Origin of the sequence: Pseudomonas sp. 44 R 15, from assembly GCF_900004965.1 — a bacterium.
GTDB lineage: Bacteria > Pseudomonadota > Gammaproteobacteria > Pseudomonadales > Pseudomonadaceae > Aquipseudomonas > Aquipseudomonas orientalis_A.
Genome location: NZ_CVTU01000013.1, coordinates 36,312 through 57,503, shown reverse-complemented (window position 1 = coordinate 57,503; position 21,192 = coordinate 36,312). Strand labels below are relative to the sequence as shown.

Here is a 21,192-nt window from a genome sequence, read left to right as displayed (position 1 = left end):
CTTCAGGTGCCAATCGCGTTAGAATGCCGGCCCCTAAAAACGATGGCGGCCCGTGGCATGCGCATTCAGTTGAACGGCGAACCCCTTGAACTGCCCGACGGTGAAACCGTTGCGGCCCTGCTGACCCGCCTGGATTTGACCGGGCGTCGTGTCGCAGTGGAGCTCAACCTGGATATCGTCCCGCGCAGCCAGCACGAAGGCACCGCGCTCAGCGAGGGTGACCAGGTCGAAGTGGTCCACGCCATCGGCGGCGGCTAGTCGCGCCGGCGGTAACGCATTCTGCAGAACCTCACCCCATTACGAGGATTTCCCATGAGCATCGTTCGTAGCGACAAGCCCTTTGTCCTGGCCGGTCGTACCTACCAGTCCCGTCTGCTGGTTGGCACCGGCAAGTACCGCGACATGGAAGAAACCCGTCTGGCCATCGAAGCCTCGGGCGCCGAAATCGTTACCTTCGCCGTGCGCCGTACCAACCTCGGCCAGATCGCGGGCGAGCCGAACCTGCTTGAAGTGCTGTCGCCGGACCGTTACACCTTTTTGCCGAACACCGCCGGGTGCTATGACGCCATCGAGGCCGTGCGCACCTGTCGCCTGGCCCGCGAGCTGCTCGACGGTCACAACCTGGTGAAGCTGGAAGTGCTGGCCGACCAGAAAACCCTGTTCCCGAATGTGATCGAAACCCTCAAGGCTGCCGAGACTCTGGTCAAGGAAGGCTTTGACGTGATGGTCTACACCAGCGATGACCCGATCATCGCGCGCCAGCTGGCGGAAATCGGCTGTATCGCGGTGATGCCGCTGGCCGGCCTGATCGGCTCCGGCCTGGGTATCTGCAATCCGTACAACCTGCAGATCATCCTTGAAGAAGCCAGGATCCCGGTGCTGGTGGACGCGGGGGTGGGCACGGCCTCCGACGCCACCATCGCCATGGAGCTGGGCTGCGACGCGGTGCTGATGAACTCGGCCATCGCCCATGCCCAGCAACCGATCATGATGGCCCAGGCCATGCACCATGCAATCGTCGCGGGCCGCCTGGCCTATCTCGCCGGGCGCATGCCGAAAAAACTCTATGCCAGCGCCTCTTCGCCGCTGGATGGTCTGATCAAGTAAGAGCTATTGATGACTGAATCAAACGAAACGCCGAACACCCTGGAAGCAGGCGATGAGTCCAAGCACCGCCGCATCAAGAGCTTCGTGATGCGCGCCGGCCGCATGACCGAAGGCCAGCAAAAGGGCCTGGAGCAAGGCACGCCGCTGTTCGTATTGCCGTTGGCCGACGCGCCGGTGGATTACGACCAGGTATTCGGCCGTTCGGCCCCGCGTTCCCTGGAAATCGGCTTTGGCATGGGGCACTCCCTGCTGGAAATGGCGGCGGCCGCGCCGGATCAGGATTTCATCGGTGTGGAAGTGCACCGCCCAGGCGTCGGTGCGTTGCTTAACGGCGTGCTGACCCAGGGCCTGACCAATCTGCGCGTCTACGATTGCGACGCGATTGAAGTGCTCAACCGCTGCATCGCCGATAACAGCCTCGACCGGCTGATGCTGTTCTTCCCCGACCCCTGGCACAAGGCCCGTCACCACAAGCGTCGCATCGTCCAGGCTTCCTTCGCGGAACTGGTGCGCAGCAAGCTGAAAGTGGGCGGCATCCTGCACATGGCCACCGACTGGGAACCCTATGCCGACTACATGCTGGAAGTGATGAACGTCGCCCCCGGCTACCGCAACCTGGCCGAAGACGGCAAATGCGTACCGCGCCCTGCGGAGCGCCCGATCACCAAGTTCGAACGCCGTGGCGAGCGGTTGGGGCATGGGGTGTGGGATTTGAAGTTCGAGAAGCTGGCTTAACTCACCCCTGACTTGAAATGCAATCAAATGTGGGAGGGGGCTTGCCCCCGATAGCGGTGTATCAGCCAAAGATTTGGTGACTGATCCACTGCAATCGGGGGCAAGCCCCCTCCCACATTGGTATCTGTGTTGGGCTTGAGGTCAGCGGCGGTCGGCGACTACGCCAATCAACACCAGCACCACCACCAACACCGGCGCCAGGCTGTAGTTATTGAACTGGCTCAGCCCCCGCACAATCCACGGTGTGGCATAGATCAGCGCCGCGCCGCTGCCGATCATGCACAGCAGGGCCATCAACGGCACGCGCAACGCACCGGCGATGCTGCCCAGGCGAGCTTCGACCCAGCCCTTGATATCGGCGCCGAACAGCACCAGCAGACAGCCGACCAGGGCCAGGGAGATTTCCGACAGGTTGCTACGGCTCCAGCGGGACACGGTGGCGAGCAGGTCGAGTACCAGATCCATTTGATTTCCTTAAAAAGCGTCAGCTCAAAAACGTCTGCAACAGGTCATTGAGAAAGAGTTGCCCGCGGTCGGTCGCCGCCAGGCGTGACGGTTCGACCTGCATTAAGCCACTTTGTTCTGCCTCGCGGCGGCCTTCGTCGAGGCTCGCCAGCTCAAGGCCGGTGCGCTCGGCATAGAGCCTGGCATCCACCCCTTCGGTGAGGCGCAGGGCGTTCATCAGGAATTCGAACGGCAGCTCTTCGTTGGTCAGCTCTTTCGCCCCGGCCTGGAAGCTTTTGGCCGGGTTGAGGTAGTCCTTCGGTGCGCGGGTTTTCCAGGTGCGCACGATGCGCCCGTCGGGGTGGCTGAGCTTGCCATGGGCACCGGCGCCGATACCGATGAAATCGCCAAAGCTCCAGTAATTGAGGTTATGTCGCGCCGGGCGACCCTGTTGGGCGTAGGCCGACACTTCGTATTGCGCGTAACCGTGTTCGGCAAGCAGCGCCTGGCCGGCTTCCTGGATATCCCACAGCGTATCGTCTTCGGGCAGCGCGGGCGGCTGGTTCCAGAAGACGGTATTGGGTTCCAGGGTCAGTTGATACCAGGACAGGTGCGTCGGCTTGAGCGCAATGGCCTGGCGCAGGTCGCTCAACGCATCGTCCAGGGATTGGTTGGGCAAGCCGTGCATCAGGTCCAGGTTGAAGTTATCGAACCCGGCCTGGCGTGCCATATCCGCTGCACGTACGGCTTCGTCGCCATTATGAATGCGGCCCAGCGCCTCGAGTTTTTCCTGCTGGAAGCTCTGGATGCCGATGGACAGGCGATTGATCCCCAGCTTGCGATAAGCGACGAACTTCTCTTGTTCAAAGGTGCCCGGGTTGGCTTCCAGGGTGATCTCGATATCGCCGGCAAACGGGATGCGCGCTTGCACGCCTTCGAGCAGGCGCCCCAAGGCTGCGGCGCTGAACAGGCTGGGGGTGCCGCCGCCAAAGAAGATCGAACTCAGCGCTCGGCCGTAAACGGCGTGCAGGTCCTGGTCCAGGTCCGCCAGCAAGGCGTCCACGTACTCTTCTTCCGGCAGCACGTTGCTTGCGGTATGGGAGTTGAAGTCGCAATACGGGCATTTGCGCACGCACCACGGAATGTGAATGTACAGCGCCAGGGGCGGCAGCACCGGCAGAGCCGCCCGGGGTGTTTGCGCGCCACCGTGGATCAGCGGCTGCGCAGAGGTGTTCTGGGTCATTTCAGGCCCAGACGCTGGCGCAGCAATGCCATGGCGCGGGCGCGGTGGCTGATCTGGTTCTTGTCGGCCGGGCTCAGTTCGGCGCTGGAGACGTTGCGCTCCGGTACCCAGAACAGCGGGTCATAGCCAAAGCCATGCTCACCGCTGGCCGCATGCAGAATGCGACCGTGCCACAAGCCTTCGCACAGGATCGGCAGCGGGTCATCGGCGTGCCGCACCAGCGCCAGCACGCAGACGAACTGCGCGCCACGGTCGGCATCGGGCACGTCCTTGAGGGCGTCGAGCAGCTTGGCGTTGTTAGCCGCGTCGCCCTTGCCATCGGCGTAGCGTGCGGAATAGATGCCCGGCGCGCCGCCGAGGAAATCCACCGCCAGGCCCGAATCATCCGCCAAAGCCGGCAGGCCGGAGATCCGTGCAGCGTTGCGTGCCTTGAGGATGGCGTTCTCGACGAACGACAGGCCGGTTTCCTCCGGCTCTACCTGGCTGAACTCGCCAATGGAGCGCAGTTGCACGGACTCACCGAGCATGGCCTGCAGTTCCTTGAGTTTGCCGGCGTTGTGGCTGGCCAGTACGAGTTGGGTAAGGTTCATCATTCGGCCGGGAACAGTTCTTGGTTGAATTGGAAACCATGGGCCTTGCCACCGGTTTCAACGTTGATGGTGAACGTCTTGTATTCCCGTTGCGTCACCGAGTAGGGCGCGAGGTAGCTGATGCCGCCTTTCTCTTCGATTTGCTTGAAGGTGAGGATTTCGCTCTTGCCGCCCAGGTCCTTGATGGTACCGGTTACCTGGGCTGCGACCGGGGTGACGCCCTTGATCACGGTCACATTGATCAAGCCCTTTTCCTTGCTGCGCACGATGCCGACGTTCTGGGCGGTCTCGGGTGGCAGGAAGCTGGAGGTGAAGGTGTTGTAATGAACGGTGATATCGCCGAAGTCTTTTTTGCGGTTAGCGTCGATAGCGTCCGCAGCCATGGCGTTGGCGCCCAGGCAGGCGGTCAGTAGAAAAACAGCCAGACGATTCATGAGCGTCCCTCTTGATAATGATTAGACGGCAATCTTGTGGTCGGTCAGGCCAGGACTGCTGACCCGGTAGATACCAATTTCGCCCAACAGGTTGGGCCATAGCTTACTCGCCCAGCCGTGGCGGTGCTGTTGATCGACGGCAAGGCGGTTGATGACCTTGGCTTCACGCTCGCCACACAGGGCTTCGAAGTCTTCGAAGGTGCAAAAGTGGATGTTCGGCGTGTTGTACCAGGTGTACGGCAGGAAGTCCGACACCGGCATGCGGCCCTTGGTGGCCAGGTACCAGCGGCAGCGCCAGTGACCGAAGTTGGGGAAGGTGATGATGCACTGGCGGCCGACCCGCAGCATTTCATCGAGGATACGGTCCGGGTAGTGCACCGCTTGCAGGGCCTGGGTCATCACCACGATGTCGAAGCTGTTGCTGGCAAAGTTGCCCAGGCCCTTGTCCAGGTCCTGCTCGATCACGTTGATGCCCTTGGCCACGCATTGGGCGATGTTGTCCGGGTCGTTTTCCAGGCCGTAGCCGGTGACTTGCTTGTTGTCGCGCAGCCAGCTCAGCAACTCGCCATCACCGCAGCCCAGGTCGAGCACGCGGCTGCCGGCGGGGATCCAGTCTTGGATGATTTCCAGGTCGGCTCTCATGGCGTTCTCCAAAAGCGTAAGCAATTCATATAAGCGCGATTCGGTTCATGTAATTGCTGAACGCCTGCAGATAACGGGGGATCGGAATCAGGAAGGCGTCGTGGCCCTGCGGCGCATCGATCTCCAGGTAGCAGACGTCTTTCTTGGCGGCCATCAGGGCGTCCACCAGCTCACGGGAGCGCGCCGGTGAGAAGCGCCAGTCGGTGGTGAATGACATCACGCAGAACTTGGCCGTGGCGTGCTCGAAGGTTTTCGCCAGGTCGTCGTCATGGTTCGCGGCCGGGTCGAAGTAGTCCAGCGCCTTGGTCATCAGCAAGTAGGTGTTGGCGTCGAAACGCCCGGAGAACTCCTCGCCCTGATAACGCAGGTAGCTTTCCACCTGGAACTCGACGCTGTGGAAGTCGTAGTTGAGCTTTTCGCTCTTGAGCCCACGGCCGAATTTTTCGCCCATGGAATCATCGGACAGGTAGGTAATGTGCCCGACCATCCGTGCCAGCATCAGGCCGCGCTTGGGGATCACGCCGGCTTCCTGGAACGAACCACCGTGGAACTCGGGGTCGGTGAGGATGGCCTGGCGCGCCACTTCGTTGAAGGCAATGTTCTGCGCCGACAACTTGGGGGCCGAGGCGATAGCCAGGCAATGACGCACGCGATCCGGGTAGGTGATGGTCCATTGCAGGGCTTGCATGCCGCCCAGGCTGCCGCCGATCACGGCCGCCCACTGGTTGATGCCGAGCAGGTCCGCCAGACGCGCCTGGCTGTGCACCCAGTCTTCCACGGTCAGCACCGGGAAGTCGGCGCCGAACGGCTTGCCGGTTTCCGGGTTGAGGCTGCTGGGGCCGGTGGAGCCGTTGCAGCCGCCGAGGTTGTTCAGGCTGACTACAAAGAACTTATGGGTGTCGATAGGTTTGCCGGGACCGATGCAGCTGTCCCACCAGCCGGGCTTGCGCTCGTCGACGCTGTGGAAGCCTGCGGCGTGATGATGGCCGGACAAGGCGTGGCAGATCAGCACGGCGTTGCTCGCCGTGGCGTTCAATTGGCCGTAGGTTTCGTAGATCAGGTCGTAGGCTGGCAGCGAGCGGCCACAGGCCAGGGCCAGCGGTTCGCTGAAGTGCGCCACTTGGGGCACGACCAGTCCAACGGAATCGGGGGGGAAGGCAGTTGGCATCGACCCTGCTCTCGTTTAAATGAGGCGTAAGTCTAAAGAGCGGGGGACCCAGCGGCAAGCAATGGTCTGCGCGCATTGATCGTTCCCACGCTCCGCGTGGGAATGCAGCCGATGACGCTCCGCGTCGCACCCCGCATGGGGGGACGCAGAGCGTCCCAAGAGGCATTCCCACGCAGAGCGTGGGAACGATCATGCGGTCAGATCAGGCCGAACAGCTCTTTAGGCATGAACGCATAGAACGCCAGACGCGGAATCACCCAGCTCTGAATCAGCTGGATCGCGATAAACGCGAAGATCGGCGAGATATCCAGCCCGCCCAGGTTCGGGATCAGGCGACGGAATGGCGCCAATACGGGCTCGGTGATCTGATATACCAGCTCGGCACCCGGGCTGCGGCTGCCCGGTGCGACCCAGGAGAGGATCACGCTGATGATCATCGACCAGAAGATGATCTTCAAAAACAGCGAGAAAATGCCGATCAGCGCCCATGGCAGCAGCAGCACCGTAAAGGCCTGGTAGCCGTTGAGCATCAGGATCACCACAAACAGCAGAATCTGCAGCAGCAGTGCCAGTACCAGCGACGACATGTCCAGCCCGAACAGGCTCGGGATCACGCGGCGCAGCGGCTTGAGCAGGGGTTGGGTGGCCTTGACCACGAACTGGCACAGCGGGTTGTAGAAGTTCGCCCGCACCAGTTGCAGGATAAAGCGCATCAGCACGATCAGCAGGTACAGGCTGCCCAGGGTCTGGATGATGAAGACGGCAGCGTCATTGATTCCGAGCATGTTTGATTACCTTGGTAAGGGACGACTATTTGCCCAGTTGTTCGGCCATCTCGGCTGAACGATGTGCCGCGGCACCCAGTGCTTTTTCCACCAGGGCTTCAAAGCCCCCGGCCTGGAACGATTCGATGGCGGCTTGCGTGGTGCCGCCCGGGGACGTTACGCGACGGCGCAGCTCGGCCGCATCCACCTCGCTGGACACCGCCATCTTCGCGGCGCCCAGGGCGGTCTGCTCGGCCAGTTGTTCGGCAACGTCGGCGGGCAGGCCCAGTTTCACCCCGGCGGCGGTCATGGCTTCGATCAACAGGAAGAAGTACGCCGGGCCACTGCCGGAAACGGCGGTGACCGCGTCCAGTTGCTGCTCCTGTTCGAGCCACAGGGCGATGCCCACGGCGGATAACAGTTGCTGGGCTTGATCACGCTGCGCGGCGCTGACTTCGGCGGTGGCGTACAAACCGCTCACGCCCTGGCGCAATAACGACGGGGTATTCGGCATGCAGCGAACGATCGGTTGGGCGCCGAGCCAGTTGTTCATGCTGGCGCAGGTGATGCCGGCCGCGATGGACACCACCAGTTGATGGGCCTGCAGGCTCGGGCGCAGGCTTTCGCACACGGCTTTCATGGCCTGGGGCTTGACCGCCAGCAGGATCACGTCGACGCCTTCGATGGCCTCGGCGTTGTCGGCAAAGGTTTCAATGCCGTGTTCGGCGCTGACACGGGCGCGGGTCTCGGCGCCCGGGTCGCTGGCGCGAATCTGCGCAGCGTCCAGGCCCTTGGCCCGCAGGCCGCCGATCAGGCTGGCCGCCATGTTACCGGCGCCGATAAAGGCAATACGCATGTCTTTCATGACAGGTCCTTAGCTAAATGAACGTCAGCCATTTCACGGCTGGCCGTAGTCGCGGGCGCCAAACAGCGCGGTACCGATCCGCACCCAGGTGGCGCCTTGAGCGATGGCCGACTCAAGGTCATGGCTCATCCCCATGGAAAGTGTGTCCAGTGGCAGGTTCAGGCTGCCTTGCAGCTCGCGCACCGTGGCGAACGCGGCATCTTGCGCAGCGCGATCTTCAGTCGGTTCGGGGATCGCCATCAAGCCCCGCAGCTTCAGGCGCGGCAGGGCGCTGATGGCGTTGGCCAGGGCCGGCAGGTCGGCGGGCGTACAGCCGGACTTGCTGGCTTCGCCACTGACGTTGACCTGGATGCAGATATTCAGCGCAGGCAGGTCGGCAGGGCGTTGTTCGGACAGGCGTTGTGCGATTTTCAGGCGGTCCACGGAATGCACCCAGGCGAAGTTCTCGGCGATCGCGCGAGTCTTGTTCGATTGAATGGGGCCGATGAAGTGCCAACTCAAGGGCAGGTCGGATAATTGCGCCTGTTTGCCCAGGGCTTCCTGCAGGTAGTTTTCACCAAAATCATGCATCCCTGCGGCATAGGCTTCACGTACCGCTAGCGCCGGTTTGGTCTTGCTCACGGCCAGCAGGTGGATGCCGCTTGCGTCACGCTGCACGGCGTCGGCGGCGGCGCGGATGCGCTGGCTAACCAGGCCGATGTTGTCTGCTATCGTCGACATTCAAGTTGCGCCCGTGGATATGGAGTCCGCGGCATTCTACTGGAAATGGAAAGCCCTATGGATATCACTGAATTACTGACGGCCAGCGTGCGCCGTGGCGCCTCCGACCTGCACCTGTCGGCCGGCCTGGCGCCGATGTTGCGCATCGATGGCGAGGTCTGGCCGCTGGATGGCCCGGTGCTGGCCGGGTCGCAGGTAGCGGATTTATTGAGCCCTTTGCTCAACCAGCACCAACAAAAGGATTTCGAAACATCTCTTGAAACAGACTTTGCCTTCGAACTGCCCGGCTTGGCGCGCTTTCGCGTGAATGTGTTCCAGCAGGCGCGGGGCGTGGGGGCGGTGTTTCGCACCATCCCCAGCGACATCCAGAGCCTGGAAAGCCTTGGCCTGGGTGAGGTGTTCCAGCGTATCGCGCAGCTGCCGCGCGGCCTGGTGCTGGTGACCGGGCCCACCGGCTCGGGCAAGTCCACTACTTTGGCGGCGCTGATCGATTATCTGAATCGGCATCGACGCCAGCACATCCTCACGCTGGAAGACCCCATCGAATTTATCCACCGGCCGAAAATGGCGCTGATCAACCAGCGCCAGGTGCATCGCGATACCCACAGCTTCTCGGTGGCGCTGCGCTCGGCATTGCGCGAAGACCCGGACGTCATCCTGGTGGGCGAGCTACGTGACCTGGAAACCATCCGCCTGGCGCTGACGGCCGCTGAGACGGGGCATCTGGTATTCGGCACCCTGCACACCACTTCGGCGGCAAAGACGGTAGACCGGCTGGTGGACGTGTTCCCGGGCGGGGAAAAGGCCATGGTCCGCTCGATGCTGTCGGAGTCGCTGCAGGCGGTGGTGTCCCAGGTGCTGGTCAGGAAGATCGGCGGCGGACGTGTCGCGGCTCACGAAATCATGCTGGGCACGCCGGCCATTCGTAATCTCATCCGCGAAGACAAAGTGGCGCAGATGGTCTCGGCGATCCAGACCGGCGGGGCGCTGGGGATGAAAACGCTGGATATGAGCTTGAAGGCGCTGGTGAGCGAGGGGCTGATCAGCGCAGAGGAGGCGCGAGGGAAGGCGAGGGTGCCGGCAGACATTTGAGATTTAGCCAACAATGAAACCAAATGTGGGAGGGGGCTTGCCCCCGATTGCAGTGGGTCAGCCACAACTAAACTGACTGATCCACCGCCATCGGGGGCAAGTCGAATCGTCGCACCGCCCCTCCCACATTTACTGCATTTCAGCCTGGGATCAGCGCTGCACGATCCGCAGGGTGTTGTTCTGCTCTTTGGGCAGCACCCGCTTGGCGATCACGTAGTTCTTGTCCCAGAACGGCTTTTTCAGTGTATCGATGCTCACCGACTTGCCACGACGCGGCGCGTGGATAAAGCGATCGTTACCCAGGTAGATGGCAACGTGGTTGACCTGGCGGCTCTTGAGCTTGAAGAACAGCAAATCGCCCGGCTTCAGGTCTTTGCGATCAACTTTCAAGCCGTGGCCGGCCGCCATGGCGTTGGACGTACGCGGTAAATCCACCGCCTTGACGTCGTTGAACGCATATTTTACCAGGCCGCTGCAGTCGAACCCTTTACTTGGGCTGCTGCCGCCCCAACGATAAGGAGTACCGAGCACGTTCACGGCGCGGCTGAGGACATTGCTGCTCTGCTTGGTGTTCACGGCCAACTGGGTGGAAAGCACTTTGCCGTGGGCCTTGCTCAGTTGAGTCGGGCGGCTGACGGTGGGCTTTGCCGATTTGGCGGTGCTGGGTGTGCTATGGACTTTAGGGGTAAAACCGTTAACGTTTGGAAGACGTTGCTCACGATTGGTGGCGTGGGCGGCCAGTGGCATTAATAGGCAAATGGTTAGCCATGTCTTGATAAATGGTCGCATTAGGCGTGGCTCATATGGGTTTGCGCGCAACTTTATAACAGCTTTTTGTGCTGTTCTCAGGCCGTTTGTCGACTGAACCTTGGGGTCAAATTCGGAAAAAACGCGACGATTAGCCGCAATTGTCCGACACAAGTCAGGTGGCATAAGGGTTTGAGGGCAGAACGATACCATTTACCGTGCGTCGGGCGCCCGTAAAAAAGTCACAAAAAAAATGAACAAATTTATCTATTGAGTGAAAAGAGGTCCTTCATGAACACCTATCAACAGGTTGCTTCGCAGCAAGACACCCACAGCAAGGTGATCGGTTACCTGCTATGGATTTTCGGTTTCACCGGCGCGCATCGCTTCTATTACGGCAAGCCGGTCACCGGGACGATCTGGTTTTTCACCTTCGGCCTGCTGGGTATTGGCTGGCTGATCGACCTGTTCCTGATCCCGGCCATGGACCGTGAAGCCGACCTGCGTTTTACCGCCGGGCCGATCGAATACAACGTGGCCTGGATTCTGTTGGCGTTTCTGGGCGTGTTCGGCGTGCACCGCATGTACCAGGGCAAATGGATCACCGGCCTGATCTACTTGCTGACCGGCGGTTTGTTCCTGATTGGGGTGCTGTATGACTTCTGGACATTGAACAGCCAGGTTTCGATCCGTAATGCCGAGCGTAATGGCGGGCGCTGATCTCCCGGCCAAATAGAGAACCACATGTGGGAGGGGGCTTGCCCCCGATTGCAGTGTGTCAGCCAATAGATTTGGTAGCTGACACTCCGCCATCGGGGGCAAGCCCCCTCCCACATTTACTGAGCCCACTTGAAATTTGTTTCAAGCCTGGTAGCTGATCCGCCCATCCATCAAGGTGTAGCGCACCGTGGCCGGCAGGCTGTGACCAATGAACGGGCAGTTTTCGCCCCTGGACAGCCAGTGTTCCCCGGCAACCGTGGAGCTGGCCGGGTCGAACAGCACCAGATCCGCCGCCGAACCCACCGCCAACTTACCCGCCGGCAGGCGCAAGGCCTCGGCCGGGCCGGCGCTCAGGCGTGCCAGCAGCGTAGGCAGGTCCAGCAGGCCATCCTCCACCAGGGTCATTGCCAGCGGCAGCAGCAACTCGACGCTGCTGATACCGGGCTCGGTGGCACCGAACGGCGCCAGCTTGGCATCGCGCTCGTGGGGCTGGTGATGGCTGGAGATCGCCGAGACCACGCCTGACTTCACCGCCGCACGCAAACCTTCACGGTCGGCCAGGGTACGCAGCGGCGGTTGCACGTGGTACAGGCTGGAGAAGTCAATCAGCGCCTCATCGGTCAGGATCAACTGGTACAACGCCACGTCCGCCGTCACCGGCAAGCCACGGGCCTGGGCCTGGGCGATCAGCGCGACGCCGCGGGCACTGGTCAACTGGCTGAAATGCGCGCGTACGCCGCTTTGTTCCACCAGCAACAGGTCACGGGCCAGGGCCACGGTTTCTGCGGTTTCCGGGATGCCCGGCAAGCCGAGGAAGCTGGCCACCGCGCCTTCATGGGCCAGGCCGCCTTCAGCCAGGTCGCGGTCCTGGGAATGAAAGATCACCGTCAGGTCGAACGTGGCCGCGTATTCCAGGGCCCGGCACAGGGTGCGCGTGCTGCGAAAGCTCTCCAGGCCGTTGCTGAACGCCACGCAACCGGCGTCGCGCAAGGCGATCAGCTCAGCCAACTGCTCGCCCTCCAGGCCTTTGCTCAGCGCGCCCACAGGGAACACTTTGCAGTTGCCCGCTTCACGGGCGCGGTCGAGGATCAGCTCGGTGACCGCCGAGGTGTCCAGGACTGGCTTGGTGTTCGGCGGGCAGCACAGGCTGGTCACGCCACCGGCGGCGGCGGCGCGGGTTTCGCTGGTGATGTTGCCTTTGCGACTGTAGCCCGGCTCGCGCAGGGCGACGTTGAGGTCCACCAGCCCAGGCGCGGCGACCAGGCCTTTGGCGTCGATGCTTTCGACTGCGCTGAAGCCTGCGGGCGCGGCACCGATGGCGATAATCTTGCCGGCGTCCAGGTGAAGGTCGGTGACTTGATCCAGGCCGCTGGCCGGATCGATGACTCGGGCGCCGAGAATGCTGAGCTTCACTGGGCGTTCTCCTGCTCGAATTGACGTTGCGCGGTTTGCCCGCTCATGGCCATGGACAGCACGGCCATGCGGATGGCGATGCCGTAGGTCACCTGATTGAGAATCACCGATTGCGGGCCGTCGGCGACCGCCGATTCGATTTCCACCCCTCGGTTGATCGGGCCCGGGTGCATCACGATGGCATCCGGCTTGGCGCCGGCCAGGCGCGCGGTGGTCAGGCCGAACAGGCGATAGAATTCGCCCTCGCTCGGCAGCAGGCCGCCGGCCATGCGTTCGCGTTGCAGGCGCAGCATGATCACCACGTCCACATCCTTGAGGCCTTCTGCCATGTTGGTGTAGACCTTCACGCCGTACTGCTCGATGCCGATGGGCAGCAGGGTTTTCGGGGCGATCACGCGGATGTCCGGGCAGCCCAGGGCTTTGAGGGCCAGCATGTTCGAGCGCGCAACCCGCGAGTGCAGGATGTCACCGACGATGGCCACCGAGAGGTTTTCAAAGCCGCCCTTGTGCCGACGGATGGTGAGCATGTCGAGCATGCCCTGGGTCGGGTGGGCGTGGCGACCGTCGCCGCCGTTGATGATTGCCACATTCGGGCACACGTGTTCGGCGATGAAGTGCGCGGCGCCGGAGTCACCGTGGCGCACCACGAACATGTCGGCGGCCATGGCTTCCAGGTTGCGCAGGGTGTCGAGCAGGGTTTCGCCTTTGCTGGCCGACGAGGTGGACACGTTCAGCGTGATCACGTCAGCCGACAGCCGCTGGGCCGCCAGTTCAAAGGTGGTGCGGGTGCGCGTGGAGTTCTCGAAGAACACGTTGCAGATGGTCTTGCCGCGCAGCAGCGGGACCTTCTTCACCGCCCGGCCACCGACTTCGAGGAACGAGTCGGCGGTGTCGAGGATTTCGGTGAGCAGTTCGCGGGGCAAACCATCGAGGGACAGGAAGTGTTGCAACTGGCCCTGAGCATTGAGCTGCAGCGGGCGCTTGGCATCTAGAGGCGTCATCGCGGGGACTCTGTACAAGGCGGTTTAAAGGGCAAGGTCTTGCAGTTCGAGTTCGAGCGGCGTGGGACCGGACAATTTTACCCGCTGGTGGGCTTCCAGGGACAGTGTCGCGCCGACCACATCCGGGCTGATCGGCAATTCGCCGGCGTCCAGGTCCAGCAGGCATACCAGCGTGATACTGGCCGGGCGGCCGTAGTCGAACAGCTCATTCATGGCCGCGCGGATGGTACGACCGCTCATCAGCACGTCGTCGATCAGCACCAGGTGCTGGCCTTCGACCTCGAACGGCAGCGCCGAGGGTTGCACTTGCGGGTGCAGGCCGTTCTGGCTGAAATCGTCACGGTAGAAGGACACATCCAGCGTACCCAGGGGCGAATCACTGCCCAGCGCTTCCAGCAAGGCCTGGGCCACCCACACACCGCCGGTGCGGATGCCAATGAAGCGCGGCTCGCTGATGCCACGGTGTTCCAGGTGCGCGTTGAGGCGTAACGCCATCTGACTGATCAGTTCGGCGGGATTGGGCAGGCTCATGGTGGCTCCTCATTAAGTGTGCAGGAGCGAGCTTGCTCGCGAAAAACCTCAACGATAACGCGTGAAGCCTGGATATACGCGGTGCCTGTGAGTTCTTCGCGAGCAAGCTCGCTCCTACAAAAGCGGCATAGCAACAAGCCGCGTCAGTCAGGATTCAAATAAAGCGGTGTTTTCATCCAGCCAGCCCTGCAACAACAGGGCGGCGGCGATGGCATCCACAGGGTTGTCGCGGTAGCTGCCTTTCTGTCCGCCACGGTCGCGTCGCTCGCCCTTGGCTTCAAAGGTGGTCAGGCGTTCATCGTGGGTATAGAAGGGCAGGTTGTAGCGGCCGTTGAGGCGGCGGGCGAATTTTTCGGCGCGCAAGCACATGTCGCTGGGGGTGCCGTCCATGTTCAAGGGCAGGCCGACCACCACTGCATCGGGCTTCCATTCCTTGATCAGCGCTTCGACCTGGTTCCAGTCCGGCACGCCGTTCTGGGCCTTCAATGTGCACAGCTCGCGGGCCTGGCCGGTGATGACCTGGCCGACCGCCACGCCGATCTGCTTGGTGCCGTAGTCAAAGCCGAGGATCAGACGCAAGGCCATCAGGCGTGCCCCGCCTGGCTGGTCAACAGGCTGAGGTTGACCCGCAGCTTGGCGGCGGCGGCTTCCAGGCGCAGTTCGCTGGCGGTGTTGAACAGGATGTCGGCGTCGAAAGGGCAGGTCAGCCAGGCATTGCTGGCCAGTTCGGCCTCCAGTTGCCCGGCTTCCCAACCGGCGTATCCCAGGGTGATCACACTTTGTTCAGGGCCGACGCCGTCGGCAATCGCGAACAACACGTCCTGGGATGTGGACAGGGATACGCCCTCAAGGTCCACCGTGGCCTGGAATTTCGGCCCGGTGGGGTGCAACACGAAACCGCGATCGGTCTGCACCGGCCCGCCGATATAGATCGGCACGCCCTGGCAACTGGCGGGAGGGTCGATTTCCGGGCGCAGTTGCTCGAGGATATCGGCCAGGTTCAGCTCCTGCGGGCGGTTCACCACCAACCCCATGGCACCATTGGCCGTGTGCTCGACGATGTAGGTCAAGGTCTGCGCAAAGTTCGGGTCGGCCATGTGGGGCATGGCGATCAGGAAATGGTGCTTGAGGTAGGTCGGGCTGACATTTTTCATGTCCGCTAGTGTGGCGTTGGAGGGGCGAACTGACAAGCTGAGCGTGACCCGAATAGAGCGCCGTCTGCTTTTCTGTAGGAGCGAGCTTGCTCGCGAAGGTCGTTAACGATGACGCAGTGCTATCAGGTAGTCCGCGCCGCCTATGCGTTTTTCGCGAGCAAGCTAGCTCCTACAGTGAAGGAAAGTGCCAGAGTCAGTTGCTGGACAGCCGATCGCCCCTGGCGAATTTCCAGGTACGGATGATTTCCAGGCGGTCCACGTCGTTCAAGTCGCCGGTAAAGGGCGCAAAGGGTGCGGCCAGGCGCACGATGCGCTGGGCGGCCTGATCCAGCAGGGGCTGGCCGGATGACTCCAGCACCTGCACTTCATAGAGCGAACCGTCGCGGTTGATCGACACCAGCAGGCGCAAATTGCCGTAGATCTGCTGGCGGCGTGCCTCTTCCGGATAGTTGAGGTTGCCGATGCGCTCGACCTTCTTGCGCCATTCATCCTTATACCAGGCACCTTTGTCGCGCATGGTCGAGGCGGCGTTCAAGCGGTAGATGCGCGGGCGTTTGGCGTAGAGCTGTTGTTCGTGGGCCAGTTCGGCTTCCAGGCTGGAAATTTCGTCGGACAGCGTCGAGCTGTCGAATGTCGGCGCAGGCTTGACGGGCTCGGGGTTGGGCTCGGTTTTGGTCTTTTCGCGCTGGGTCGGGGCTTTTTGCGGCTTGGGCGCGACGGTGGTCACGGCAGCCTTGGGCGTCGCCTGTTTGACTTCCGGCCTGGCGGCCGGTGGCGGGGTGACTTTGTTGACCTTGTTGTCCTGGAACGGCGCCACTTCGGTGGTCTTGGGCACGGCTTTCTTGTCGAGGGTGCCGCTGCCTTGCTGGTTTTCCTGGGCGAGAAAGTCGGCCTTCTCGGGCTTTTTATCGCTCTTGAAGGTGGCGAGCGTGATTTCCAGGGTCTTGGTGATCTGTTTGGGTTCGACCAAGGTGAAACCCACGCCGAGAATCAGTGCAAGGTGAACCAGCGCCGCCAGGAACAGGGTAAATCCGAGCCGATCAGCCGGGCGCACGCCGCTGTGGGAGAGTTCGGGGGGCAGATCGGACGGGAGCGTCATGACAAAAAAACCAACATCGCGCGTTTCACAGGTGGCGCATGATAACGCAATGTTGGTGTGTGTCCGGCTGTTCTATGTCACTTGGCTTGTAGCTTGCGCTCAATGGCCGCCATCAGCATTTCGCCGATGTTCGTGCCAAATGCGTGATCAATCTCGCGAATACAGGTCGGACTGGTGACGTTGATTTCGGTGAGGTTCTCACCGATTACGTCAAGTCCTACAAACAGCAGGCCTTTTTCGCGAAGGGTCGGGCCGACTTGGGCGGCGATCCAGCGATCCTTGTCCGACAGCGGTCGCGCTTCACCACGGCCACCGGCGGCCAGGTTGCCACGGGTCTCGCCGGCCGCCGGGATGCGCGCCAGGCAGTAATCCACCGGCTCGCCGTCGATCATCAGGATGCGCTTGTCGCCGTCCTTGATCGCCGGCAGGTAGGCCTGGCCCATGATCTGCTGGGTGCCCAGCGCGGTCAGGGTTTCCAGGATCACCGACAGGTTCGGATCGCCCGCGCGGTGACGGAAGATCGAGGTGCCGCCCATGCCGTCCAGCGGCTTGAGGATCACATCGCCATGTTTGGCAGCGAATTCACGCAGCACGTCGGCGCGGCGGCTGACCACGGTCGGCGGCGTGCACTGCGGGAAGAGGGTGGCGAACAGTTTTTCATTGCAGTCGCGCAGGCTTTGCGGCTTGTTGACGATCAACACCCCGGCGCGCTCGGCCTGCTCCAGCAGGTAGGTGGAATACACGAATTCCATGTCGAACGGCGGGTCCTTGCGCATCAGGATCACGTCCAGATCGCTCAGGGGGCTGTCGATTTCATCCTGCAGCTCGAACCACTTCTCGGGGTTGGCGAATACCTGCAACGGACGCATCCGCGCACGGGCCTCGCCGTCGCCCTGGTAAAGGTCGCGCTGTTCCATATAGAACAGGCTCCAGCCGCGGGCCTGGGCGGCCAGGAGCATGGCCAGCGAGCTGTCCTTTTTATAGGAGATGCTGGCAATAGGGTCCATGACAATGCCGACGCGAACGCTCATGGGTTATTTCCTCTGGCAAATAGGGCGCATAAAAGTGGCGTCAGAGTGGCGCTGCGGCTGTTGCGGGTCAAGGAAAAACCACCAGGCGAGTGCCTCGATAGATTGCGCCCGGAGACTGTGCTAAAAAGACTGCCACAGCGCAGCAGCCCTTGAATTCCAAGGCCTGCGGGGCTCATCCTGTGACACATCAGGCAGTACACACCGAAAACCGATTCGCTGTGGCGATGGTAGAGCAACTATGGAACAGCATTCCAACGCCTTGAGAGTGATGGTGATCGACGATTCGAAAACGATCCGCCGCACCGCCGAGACGCTGTTGAAGAACGTGGGGTGCGAGGTCATCACGGCCATCGACGGTTTCGATGCCCTGGCGCGAATCGTGGATCATCACCCGCACATTATCTTTGTCGACATCATGATGCCGCGCCTGGATGGCTACCAGACCTGTGCGCTGGTGAAGAACAACCCGGCGTTCAAGTCGATCCCGGTGATCATGCTGTCCTCCAGAGACGGCCTGTTCGACAAGGCCAAGGGGCGTACCGTGGGGGTCGATCAGTTTTTGACCAAGCCTTTCAGCAAGGAAGAACTGCTGGGTGCGATCAAGGCCTATGTGCCTGCCTTCGCCGCAGTAGAACAAGCACACTGACGCCGCCCCCGAGGGCCGGCGCCGACCAATGTAGTGGGGAAAACCATGGCACGTGTTCTGATCGTCGACGATTCGCCGACTGAAATGTACAAACTGACCGGCATGCTGGAAAAGCATGGCCACCAGGTCTTGAAGGCCGAAAATGGCGCGGACGGCGTGGCCCTGGCCCGCCAGGAAAAGCCCGACGCAGTGTTGATGGACATCGTGATGCCGGGCCTCAATGGCTTCCAGGCCACGCGCCAGTTGTCCAAGGAGCCGGAAACCAACGGCATCCCGATCATCATCATCACCACCAAGGACCAGGAAACCGACAAGATCTGGGGCGCGCGCCAGGGTGCCAAGGATTACCTGACCAAGCCGGTGGACGAAGAAACCCTGATCTCCACGCTGAACAAGGTGCTGGCCGGTTGACGGCACGCCATCATGACCGAGTCGCAAACCGCCTTTGAGCTGCTGCTGGACATTGACCGCCGCTGCCGCCTGCTGGCCGCCGACCTGCCGTCCCAGGAAACCCGCCTGCAACGCTGGAGCGGGATCGGCTTTCGCCTGGGGCAGCACTGGTATGTGGCGCCCATGGGCGAAGTCGCCGAGGTGTTGCATGAGCCGCGCTGCACCCTGATGCCTGGAGTAAAGCCTTGGGTCAAGGGCGTGGCCAACCTGCGCGGGCGCTTGTTGCCGGTGATGGACTTGGGCGGGTTTCTCGGCCGGGAACTGTCCAAGGCGCGCAAGCAGCGGCGGGTGCTGGTGGTGGAATACAACGATCTGTTTGTCGGGTTGCTGGTGGACGAGGTGGTGGGCATGCAACATTTTGCACTCGACGCGTGGATGGCGAGTACCGCCTCCGGCGCGCCGTTTATCCAGGGCCAGTTCGATGGCGACCCGCAGTGGCAGGTCTTCAGCCCCTTCGCCCTGGCCCAGGCTCCAGGCTTCATGGATGTGGCCGCATGAGCACCGTGACCCCGCCCAAGCCCCAGGCGGCCTCGCGCAGCCGCTCGCAGATCATCGTGCTGTTTATCGCACTGATCGTGTTCATCATGCTGTTGTTCGCCAACTTCGCGTACCTCAACACCCAGTCCACCTACGACAAACAGTACATCGGCCACGCGGGCGAACTGCGGGTGCTGTCCCAGCGCATCGCCAAGAACGCCACCGAAGCCGCCGCCGGCAAGGCGGCCGCGTTCAAGCTGCTGGGCGAGGCGCGCAACGACTTTGCCCAGCGCTGGGGCTACCTGAAAAAAGGCGACCCGCAAACCGGCCTGCCGGCCGCGCCCACTGCCGTACGCGCCGAGATGCGCGCGGTGCAGACCGACTGGGAAGCCCTGCTGAAAAACACCGACGCCATTTTGGCCAGCGAACAGACCGTCCTGTCGTTGCACCAGGTGGCCGCCACCCTCGCCGAAACCGTGCCGCAGTTGCAGATAGAGTCGGAAAAAGTCGTCGACATCCTGCTCCAGCGCGGCGCCCCCGCGAGCCAGGTGGCGCTGGCCCAGCGCCAGTCACTGCTGGCCGAGCGCATCCTGGGTGCGGTCAATACCGTGCTCGCCGGCGACGAAACCGCCGTGCAGGCCGCCGATGCCTTTGGTCGCGACGCCAATCGTTTTGGCGTGGTGCTCAATGGCATGCTCAACGGCAACCCCGGCCTGCGCATCACCCAGGTCGAAGACCCTGACGCCCGCGCGCGGCTGGGGGAAATTGCCGAACTGTTCGAATTCGTCTCGGGCTCCGTGGATGAAATCCTCGAAACCTCGCCGCAGTTGTTTCAGGTACGCGCGTCGGCGAGCAATATTTTCAACCTGTCGCAAACCCTGCTCGATGAAGCCTCGCACCTGGCCACCGGTTTCGAGAACCTGGCCGGCGGGCGCAGCCTGGATACCCTCGGCGGCTATGCGCTGGGGCTGCTGGCGCTGGCCTCGATCATCCTGATCGGCCTGGTAATGGTGCGCGAGACCAACCGCCAGCTGCGCGAAACCGCCGAAAAGAACGAGCGCAACCAGAACGCGATCATGCGCCTGCTGGACGAAATCGAAGACCTGGCCGACGGCGACCTGACCGTCACGGCCTCGGTCACCGAAGACTTCACCGGCACCATTGCCGACTCGATCAACTATTCGGTGGACCAACTGCGCGACCTGGTGGCCACGATCAACCTCACCGCCGGGCAAGTCGCCGGCGCAGTGCAGGACACCCAGGCCACCGCCATGCACCTGGCCCAGGCCTCGGAGCATCAGGCCCAGCAGATCGCCGAAGCCTCCACCGCGATCAACCAGATGGCCCAGTCCATCGACCAGGTGTCGGCCAACGCCGCCGAGTCCTCGGCGGTGGCGGAGCGTTCGGTAGAGATTGCCAACAAGGGCAACGAGGTGGTGCACAACACCATCCACGGCATGGACAACATCCGCGAGCAGATCCAGGACACCGCCAAGCGCATCAAGCGCCTGGGTGAATCGTCCCAGGAGATTGGCGACATCGTCAGCCTGATCGACGACATCGCCGACCAGACCAACATCCTTGCCCTGAACGCGGCAATCCAGGCGAGCATGGCCGGCGATGCCGGGCGCGGTTTTGCGGTGGTGGCTGATGAAGTGCAACGGCTGGCCGAGCGCTCCTCGGCTGCCACCCGGCAGATCGAAACCCTGGTGCGGGCGATCCAGGCCGACACCAACGAAGCGGTCATCTCCATGGAGCAGACCACCACCGAAGTGGTGCGCGGTGCGCGGCTGGCCCAGGACGCCGGGGTGGCGCTGGAAGAGATCGAGGGCGTGTCGAAAACCCTGGCGGCGCTGATCCAGAGCATTTCCAATGCGGCGCAGCAACAGACCTCGTCGGCGGGGCAGATTTCGCTGACGATGAATGTGATTCAGCAGATCACCACGCAGACGTCGTCGGGTTCCACGGCGACCGCCGAAAGCATTGGTAACCTGGCGAAAATGGCCAGCCAGTTGCGTCGGTCGGTGTCGGGGTTCACGCTCCCGCCGCCCAAGCAGGTCGAAGAGTGAAATGAGCTCCAAAAATCACCACAGTCCAAATGTGGGAGGGGGCTTGCCCC

The 21,192-nt window shown here is 62.2% G+C and carries 26 protein-coding genes; 9 read left to right on the top strand and 17 right to left on the bottom strand.

What is annotated here, in order from left to right; genetic code table 11:
* The first annotated feature begins 57 nt into the window (after window positions 1–57).
* Genes thiS through trmB form a run of 3 tightly spaced genes read left to right on the top strand, consistent with a single transcriptional unit; the run spans window position 58 to window position 1,842 of the window.
* Complete coding sequence (gene thiS, locus BFP93_RS00645; protein WP_065885539.1) at window positions 58–258, top strand: sulfur carrier protein ThiS; 201 nt, start codon at window positions 58–60, stop codon at window positions 256–258.
* Window positions 259–312: 54 nt separating this feature from the next.
* Window positions 313–1,107 carry a thiazole synthase gene (locus BFP93_RS00640; protein ID WP_065891579.1) on the top strand — a complete coding sequence of 265 codons (795 nt, stop codon included), beginning with the start codon at window positions 313–315 and terminating at the stop codon, window positions 1,105–1,107.
* Window positions 1,108–1,116: 9 nt separating this feature from the next.
* Window positions 1,117–1,842 carry a tRNA (guanosine(46)-N7)-methyltransferase TrmB gene (gene trmB / locus BFP93_RS00635; RefSeq protein WP_065885346.1) on the top strand — a complete coding sequence of 242 codons (726 nt, stop codon included), beginning with the start codon at window positions 1,117–1,119 and terminating at the stop codon, window positions 1,840–1,842.
* 141 nt (window positions 1,843–1,983) lie between these two features.
* Here the strand turns inward: trmB and BFP93_RS00630 are convergent, their stop codons facing one another.
* The 9 genes from BFP93_RS00630 to BFP93_RS00590 all read right to left on the bottom strand — a co-directional run bounded on the left by BFP93_RS00630 (window position 1,984) and on the right by BFP93_RS00590 (window position 8,712).
* Complete coding sequence (locus BFP93_RS00630; RefSeq protein WP_003176691.1) at window positions 1,984–2,307, bottom strand: DUF3392 domain-containing protein; 324 nt, start codon at window positions 2,305–2,307, stop codon at window positions 1,984–1,986.
* Window positions 2,308–2,326: 19 nt separating this feature from the next.
* Window positions 2,327–3,529 carry a radical SAM family heme chaperone HemW gene (hemW, locus tag BFP93_RS00625; protein WP_065891578.1) on the bottom strand — a complete coding sequence of 401 codons (1,203 nt, stop codon included), beginning with the start codon at window positions 3,527–3,529 and terminating at the stop codon, window positions 2,327–2,329.
* A complete protein-coding gene (rdgB, locus tag BFP93_RS00620; protein ID WP_065891577.1) occupies window positions 3,526–4,122 on the bottom strand; it encodes an RdgB/HAM1 family non-canonical purine NTP pyrophosphatase in 597 nt (198 codons plus the stop codon). Before rdgB ends, hemW begins: the two co-directional genes overlap by 4 nt.
* A complete protein-coding gene (locus BFP93_RS00615) occupies window positions 4,119–4,553 on the bottom strand; it encodes a DUF4426 domain-containing protein (RefSeq protein ID WP_065891576.1) in 435 nt (144 codons plus the stop codon). The genes rdgB and BFP93_RS00615 overlap by 4 nt, the downstream gene beginning before the upstream one ends.
* Window positions 4,554–4,574: 21 nt before the next feature.
* A complete protein-coding gene (gene metW, locus BFP93_RS00610; RefSeq protein ID WP_016972957.1) occupies window positions 4,575–5,195 on the bottom strand; it encodes a methionine biosynthesis protein MetW in 621 nt (206 codons plus the stop codon).
* Between the two features lie 25 nt (window positions 5,196–5,220).
* Window positions 5,221–6,363, bottom strand: a complete 1,143-nt coding sequence (locus BFP93_RS00605) for a homoserine O-succinyltransferase MetX (protein WP_065891575.1) — start codon at window positions 6,361–6,363, stop codon at window positions 5,221–5,223.
* 197 nt (window positions 6,364–6,560) lie between these two features.
* Window positions 6,561–7,148 (bottom strand): YggT family protein, encoded by a 588-nt coding sequence (locus BFP93_RS00600; RefSeq protein ID WP_057723513.1) that lies wholly within the window; start codon window positions 7,146–7,148, stop codon window positions 6,561–6,563.
* Window positions 7,149–7,173: 25 nt separating this feature from the next.
* Window positions 7,174–7,992: a pyrroline-5-carboxylate reductase gene (gene proC, locus BFP93_RS00595; RefSeq protein WP_065885350.1), complete on the bottom strand. Its 819-nt coding sequence runs from the start codon at window positions 7,990–7,992 to the stop codon at window positions 7,174–7,176.
* A gap of 33 nt (window positions 7,993–8,025) precedes the next feature.
* Window positions 8,026–8,712 carry a YggS family pyridoxal phosphate-dependent enzyme gene (locus tag BFP93_RS00590; RefSeq protein WP_065891574.1) on the bottom strand — a complete coding sequence of 229 codons (687 nt, stop codon included), beginning with the start codon at window positions 8,710–8,712 and terminating at the stop codon, window positions 8,026–8,028.
* Window positions 8,713–8,769: 57 nt separating this feature from the next.
* Here BFP93_RS00590 and BFP93_RS00585 point away from each other — a divergent pair, with 57 nt between their 5' ends.
* Window positions 8,770–9,804, top strand: coding sequence for a type IV pilus twitching motility protein PilT (locus tag BFP93_RS00585; protein ID WP_065891573.1), 1,035 nt, complete (start codon window positions 8,770–8,772; stop codon window positions 9,802–9,804).
* Window positions 9,805–9,954: 150 nt separating this feature from the next.
* On the opposite strand, the gene BFP93_RS00580 is transcribed toward BFP93_RS00585, so the two are convergent.
* Window positions 9,955–10,593, bottom strand: a complete 639-nt coding sequence (locus BFP93_RS00580; protein ID WP_065885353.1) for a C40 family peptidase — start codon at window positions 10,591–10,593, stop codon at window positions 9,955–9,957.
* A gap of 249 nt (window positions 10,594–10,842) precedes the next feature.
* Here BFP93_RS00580 and BFP93_RS00575 point away from each other — a divergent pair, with 249 nt between their 5' ends.
* Window positions 10,843–11,271, top strand: a complete 429-nt coding sequence (locus tag BFP93_RS00575; protein WP_065885354.1) for an NINE protein — start codon at window positions 10,843–10,845, stop codon at window positions 11,269–11,271.
* Window positions 11,272–11,412: 141 nt separating this feature from the next.
* On the opposite strand, the gene BFP93_RS00570 is transcribed toward BFP93_RS00575, so the two are convergent.
* From BFP93_RS00570 to gshB, 7 genes are all read right to left on the bottom strand, one after another.
* Entirely contained in the window at window positions 11,413–12,684 is a 1,272-nt protein-coding gene (locus BFP93_RS00570) for a dihydroorotase (RefSeq protein WP_065891572.1), read from the bottom strand.
* On the bottom strand, window positions 12,681–13,685 hold the full coding sequence (locus tag BFP93_RS00565; protein ID WP_057723520.1) for an aspartate carbamoyltransferase catalytic subunit: 1,005 nt from the start codon (window positions 13,683–13,685) through the stop codon (window positions 12,681–12,683). Before BFP93_RS00565 ends, BFP93_RS00570 begins: the two co-directional genes overlap by 4 nt.
* A gap of 24 nt (window positions 13,686–13,709) precedes the next feature.
* Window positions 13,710–14,216 (bottom strand): bifunctional pyr operon transcriptional regulator/uracil phosphoribosyltransferase PyrR, encoded by a 507-nt coding sequence (gene pyrR / locus BFP93_RS00560; RefSeq protein WP_065891571.1) that lies wholly within the window; start codon window positions 14,214–14,216, stop codon window positions 13,710–13,712.
* Window positions 14,217–14,363: 147 nt separating this feature from the next.
* On the bottom strand, window positions 14,364–14,801 hold the full coding sequence (ruvX, locus tag BFP93_RS00555) for a Holliday junction resolvase RuvX (protein ID WP_003195067.1): 438 nt from the start codon (window positions 14,799–14,801) through the stop codon (window positions 14,364–14,366).
* Complete coding sequence (locus BFP93_RS00550) at window positions 14,801–15,370, bottom strand: YqgE/AlgH family protein (RefSeq protein WP_065891570.1); 570 nt, start codon at window positions 15,368–15,370, stop codon at window positions 14,801–14,803. The genes ruvX and BFP93_RS00550 overlap by 1 nt, the downstream gene beginning before the upstream one ends.
* Before the next feature lie 193 nt (window positions 15,371–15,563).
* Entirely contained in the window at window positions 15,564–16,469 is a 906-nt protein-coding gene (locus tag BFP93_RS00545; RefSeq protein ID WP_065885359.1) for an energy transducer TonB, read from the bottom strand.
* Window positions 16,470–16,546: 77 nt separating this feature from the next.
* Window positions 16,547–17,500: a glutathione synthase gene (gene gshB / locus BFP93_RS00540; RefSeq protein ID WP_065885360.1), complete on the bottom strand. Its 954-nt coding sequence runs from the start codon at window positions 17,498–17,500 to the stop codon at window positions 16,547–16,549.
* A 238-nt stretch (window positions 17,501–17,738) separates the two neighbouring features.
* Between gshB and pilG the strand changes: the two genes are divergently transcribed.
* Genes pilG through BFP93_RS00520 form a run of 4 tightly spaced genes read left to right on the top strand, consistent with a single transcriptional unit; the run spans window position 17,739 to window position 21,142 of the window.
* Complete coding sequence (pilG, locus tag BFP93_RS00535; RefSeq protein WP_065885361.1) at window positions 17,739–18,146, top strand: twitching motility response regulator PilG; 408 nt, start codon at window positions 17,739–17,741, stop codon at window positions 18,144–18,146.
* A 45-nt stretch (window positions 18,147–18,191) separates the two neighbouring features.
* The gene (pilH, locus tag BFP93_RS00530) at window positions 18,192–18,557 is read left to right on the top strand and encodes a twitching motility response regulator PilH (protein WP_065891569.1); all 366 of its coding nucleotides are present in this window, start codon (window positions 18,192–18,194) and stop codon (window positions 18,555–18,557) included.
* 12 nt (window positions 18,558–18,569) lie between these two features.
* Window positions 18,570–19,094 (top strand): chemotaxis protein CheW, encoded by a 525-nt coding sequence (locus tag BFP93_RS00525; RefSeq protein WP_065885362.1) that lies wholly within the window; start codon window positions 18,570–18,572, stop codon window positions 19,092–19,094.
* Complete coding sequence (locus tag BFP93_RS00520; RefSeq protein WP_065891568.1) at window positions 19,091–21,142, top strand: methyl-accepting chemotaxis protein; 2,052 nt, start codon at window positions 19,091–19,093, stop codon at window positions 21,140–21,142. Before BFP93_RS00525 ends, BFP93_RS00520 begins: the two co-directional genes overlap by 4 nt.
* The last annotated feature ends 50 nt before the right edge of the window (window positions 21,143–21,192 follow it).

Coding starts and splice junctions, on each gene's coding strand:
- thiS (WP_065885539.1), top strand. CDS start 58: ATGCGCATTCAGTTGAACGGCGAACCCCTTGAACTGCCCGACGGTGAA.
- BFP93_RS00640 (WP_065891579.1), top strand. CDS start 313: ATGAGCATCGTTCGTAGCGACAAGCCCTTTGTCCTGGCCGGTCGTACC.
- trmB (WP_065885346.1), top strand. CDS start 1,117: ATGACTGAATCAAACGAAACGCCGAACACCCTGGAAGCAGGCGATGAG.
- BFP93_RS00630 (WP_003176691.1), bottom strand. CDS start 2,307: ATGGATCTGGTACTCGACCTGCTCGCCACCGTGTCCCGCTGGAGCCGT.
- hemW (WP_065891578.1), bottom strand. CDS start 3,529: ATGACCCAGAACACCTCTGCGCAGCCGCTGATCCACGGTGGCGCGCAA.
- rdgB (WP_065891577.1), bottom strand. CDS start 4,122: ATGATGAACCTTACCCAACTCGTACTGGCCAGCCACAACGCCGGCAAA.
- BFP93_RS00615 (WP_065891576.1), bottom strand. CDS start 4,553: ATGAATCGTCTGGCTGTTTTTCTACTGACCGCCTGCCTGGGCGCCAAC.
- metW (WP_016972957.1), bottom strand. CDS start 5,195: ATGAGAGCCGACCTGGAAATCATCCAAGACTGGATCCCCGCCGGCAGC.
- BFP93_RS00605 (WP_065891575.1), bottom strand. CDS start 6,363: ATGCCAACTGCCTTCCCCCCCGATTCCGTTGGACTGGTCGTGCCCCAA.
- BFP93_RS00600 (WP_057723513.1), bottom strand. CDS start 7,148: ATGCTCGGAATCAATGACGCTGCCGTCTTCATCATCCAGACCCTGGGC.
- proC (WP_065885350.1), bottom strand. CDS start 7,992: ATGAAAGACATGCGTATTGCCTTTATCGGCGCCGGTAACATGGCGGCC.
- BFP93_RS00590 (WP_065891574.1), bottom strand. CDS start 8,712: ATGTCGACGATAGCAGACAACATCGGCCTGGTTAGCCAGCGCATCCGC.
- BFP93_RS00585 (WP_065891573.1), top strand. CDS start 8,770: ATGGATATCACTGAATTACTGACGGCCAGCGTGCGCCGTGGCGCCTCC.
- BFP93_RS00580 (WP_065885353.1), bottom strand. CDS start 10,593: ATGCGACCATTTATCAAGACATGGCTAACCATTTGCCTATTAATGCCA.
- BFP93_RS00575 (WP_065885354.1), top strand. CDS start 10,843: ATGAACACCTATCAACAGGTTGCTTCGCAGCAAGACACCCACAGCAAG.
- BFP93_RS00565 (WP_057723520.1), bottom strand. CDS start 13,685: ATGACGCCTCTAGATGCCAAGCGCCCGCTGCAGCTCAATGCTCAGGGC.
- pyrR (WP_065891571.1), bottom strand. CDS start 14,216: ATGAGCCTGCCCAATCCCGCCGAACTGATCAGTCAGATGGCGTTACGC.
- ruvX (WP_003195067.1), bottom strand. CDS start 14,801: ATGGCCTTGCGTCTGATCCTCGGCTTTGACTACGGCACCAAGCAGATC.
- BFP93_RS00550 (WP_065891570.1), bottom strand. CDS start 15,370: ATGAAAAATGTCAGCCCGACCTACCTCAAGCACCATTTCCTGATCGCC.
- BFP93_RS00545 (WP_065885359.1), bottom strand. CDS start 16,469: ATGACGCTCCCGTCCGATCTGCCCCCCGAACTCTCCCACAGCGGCGTG.
- gshB (WP_065885360.1), bottom strand. CDS start 17,500: ATGAGCGTTCGCGTCGGCATTGTCATGGACCCTATTGCCAGCATCTCC.
- pilG (WP_065885361.1), top strand. CDS start 17,739: ATGGAACAGCATTCCAACGCCTTGAGAGTGATGGTGATCGACGATTCG.
- pilH (WP_065891569.1), top strand. CDS start 18,192: ATGGCACGTGTTCTGATCGTCGACGATTCGCCGACTGAAATGTACAAA.
- BFP93_RS00525 (WP_065885362.1), top strand. CDS start 18,570: ATGACCGAGTCGCAAACCGCCTTTGAGCTGCTGCTGGACATTGACCGC.
- BFP93_RS00520 (WP_065891568.1), top strand. CDS start 19,091: ATGAGCACCGTGACCCCGCCCAAGCCCCAGGCGGCCTCGCGCAGCCGC.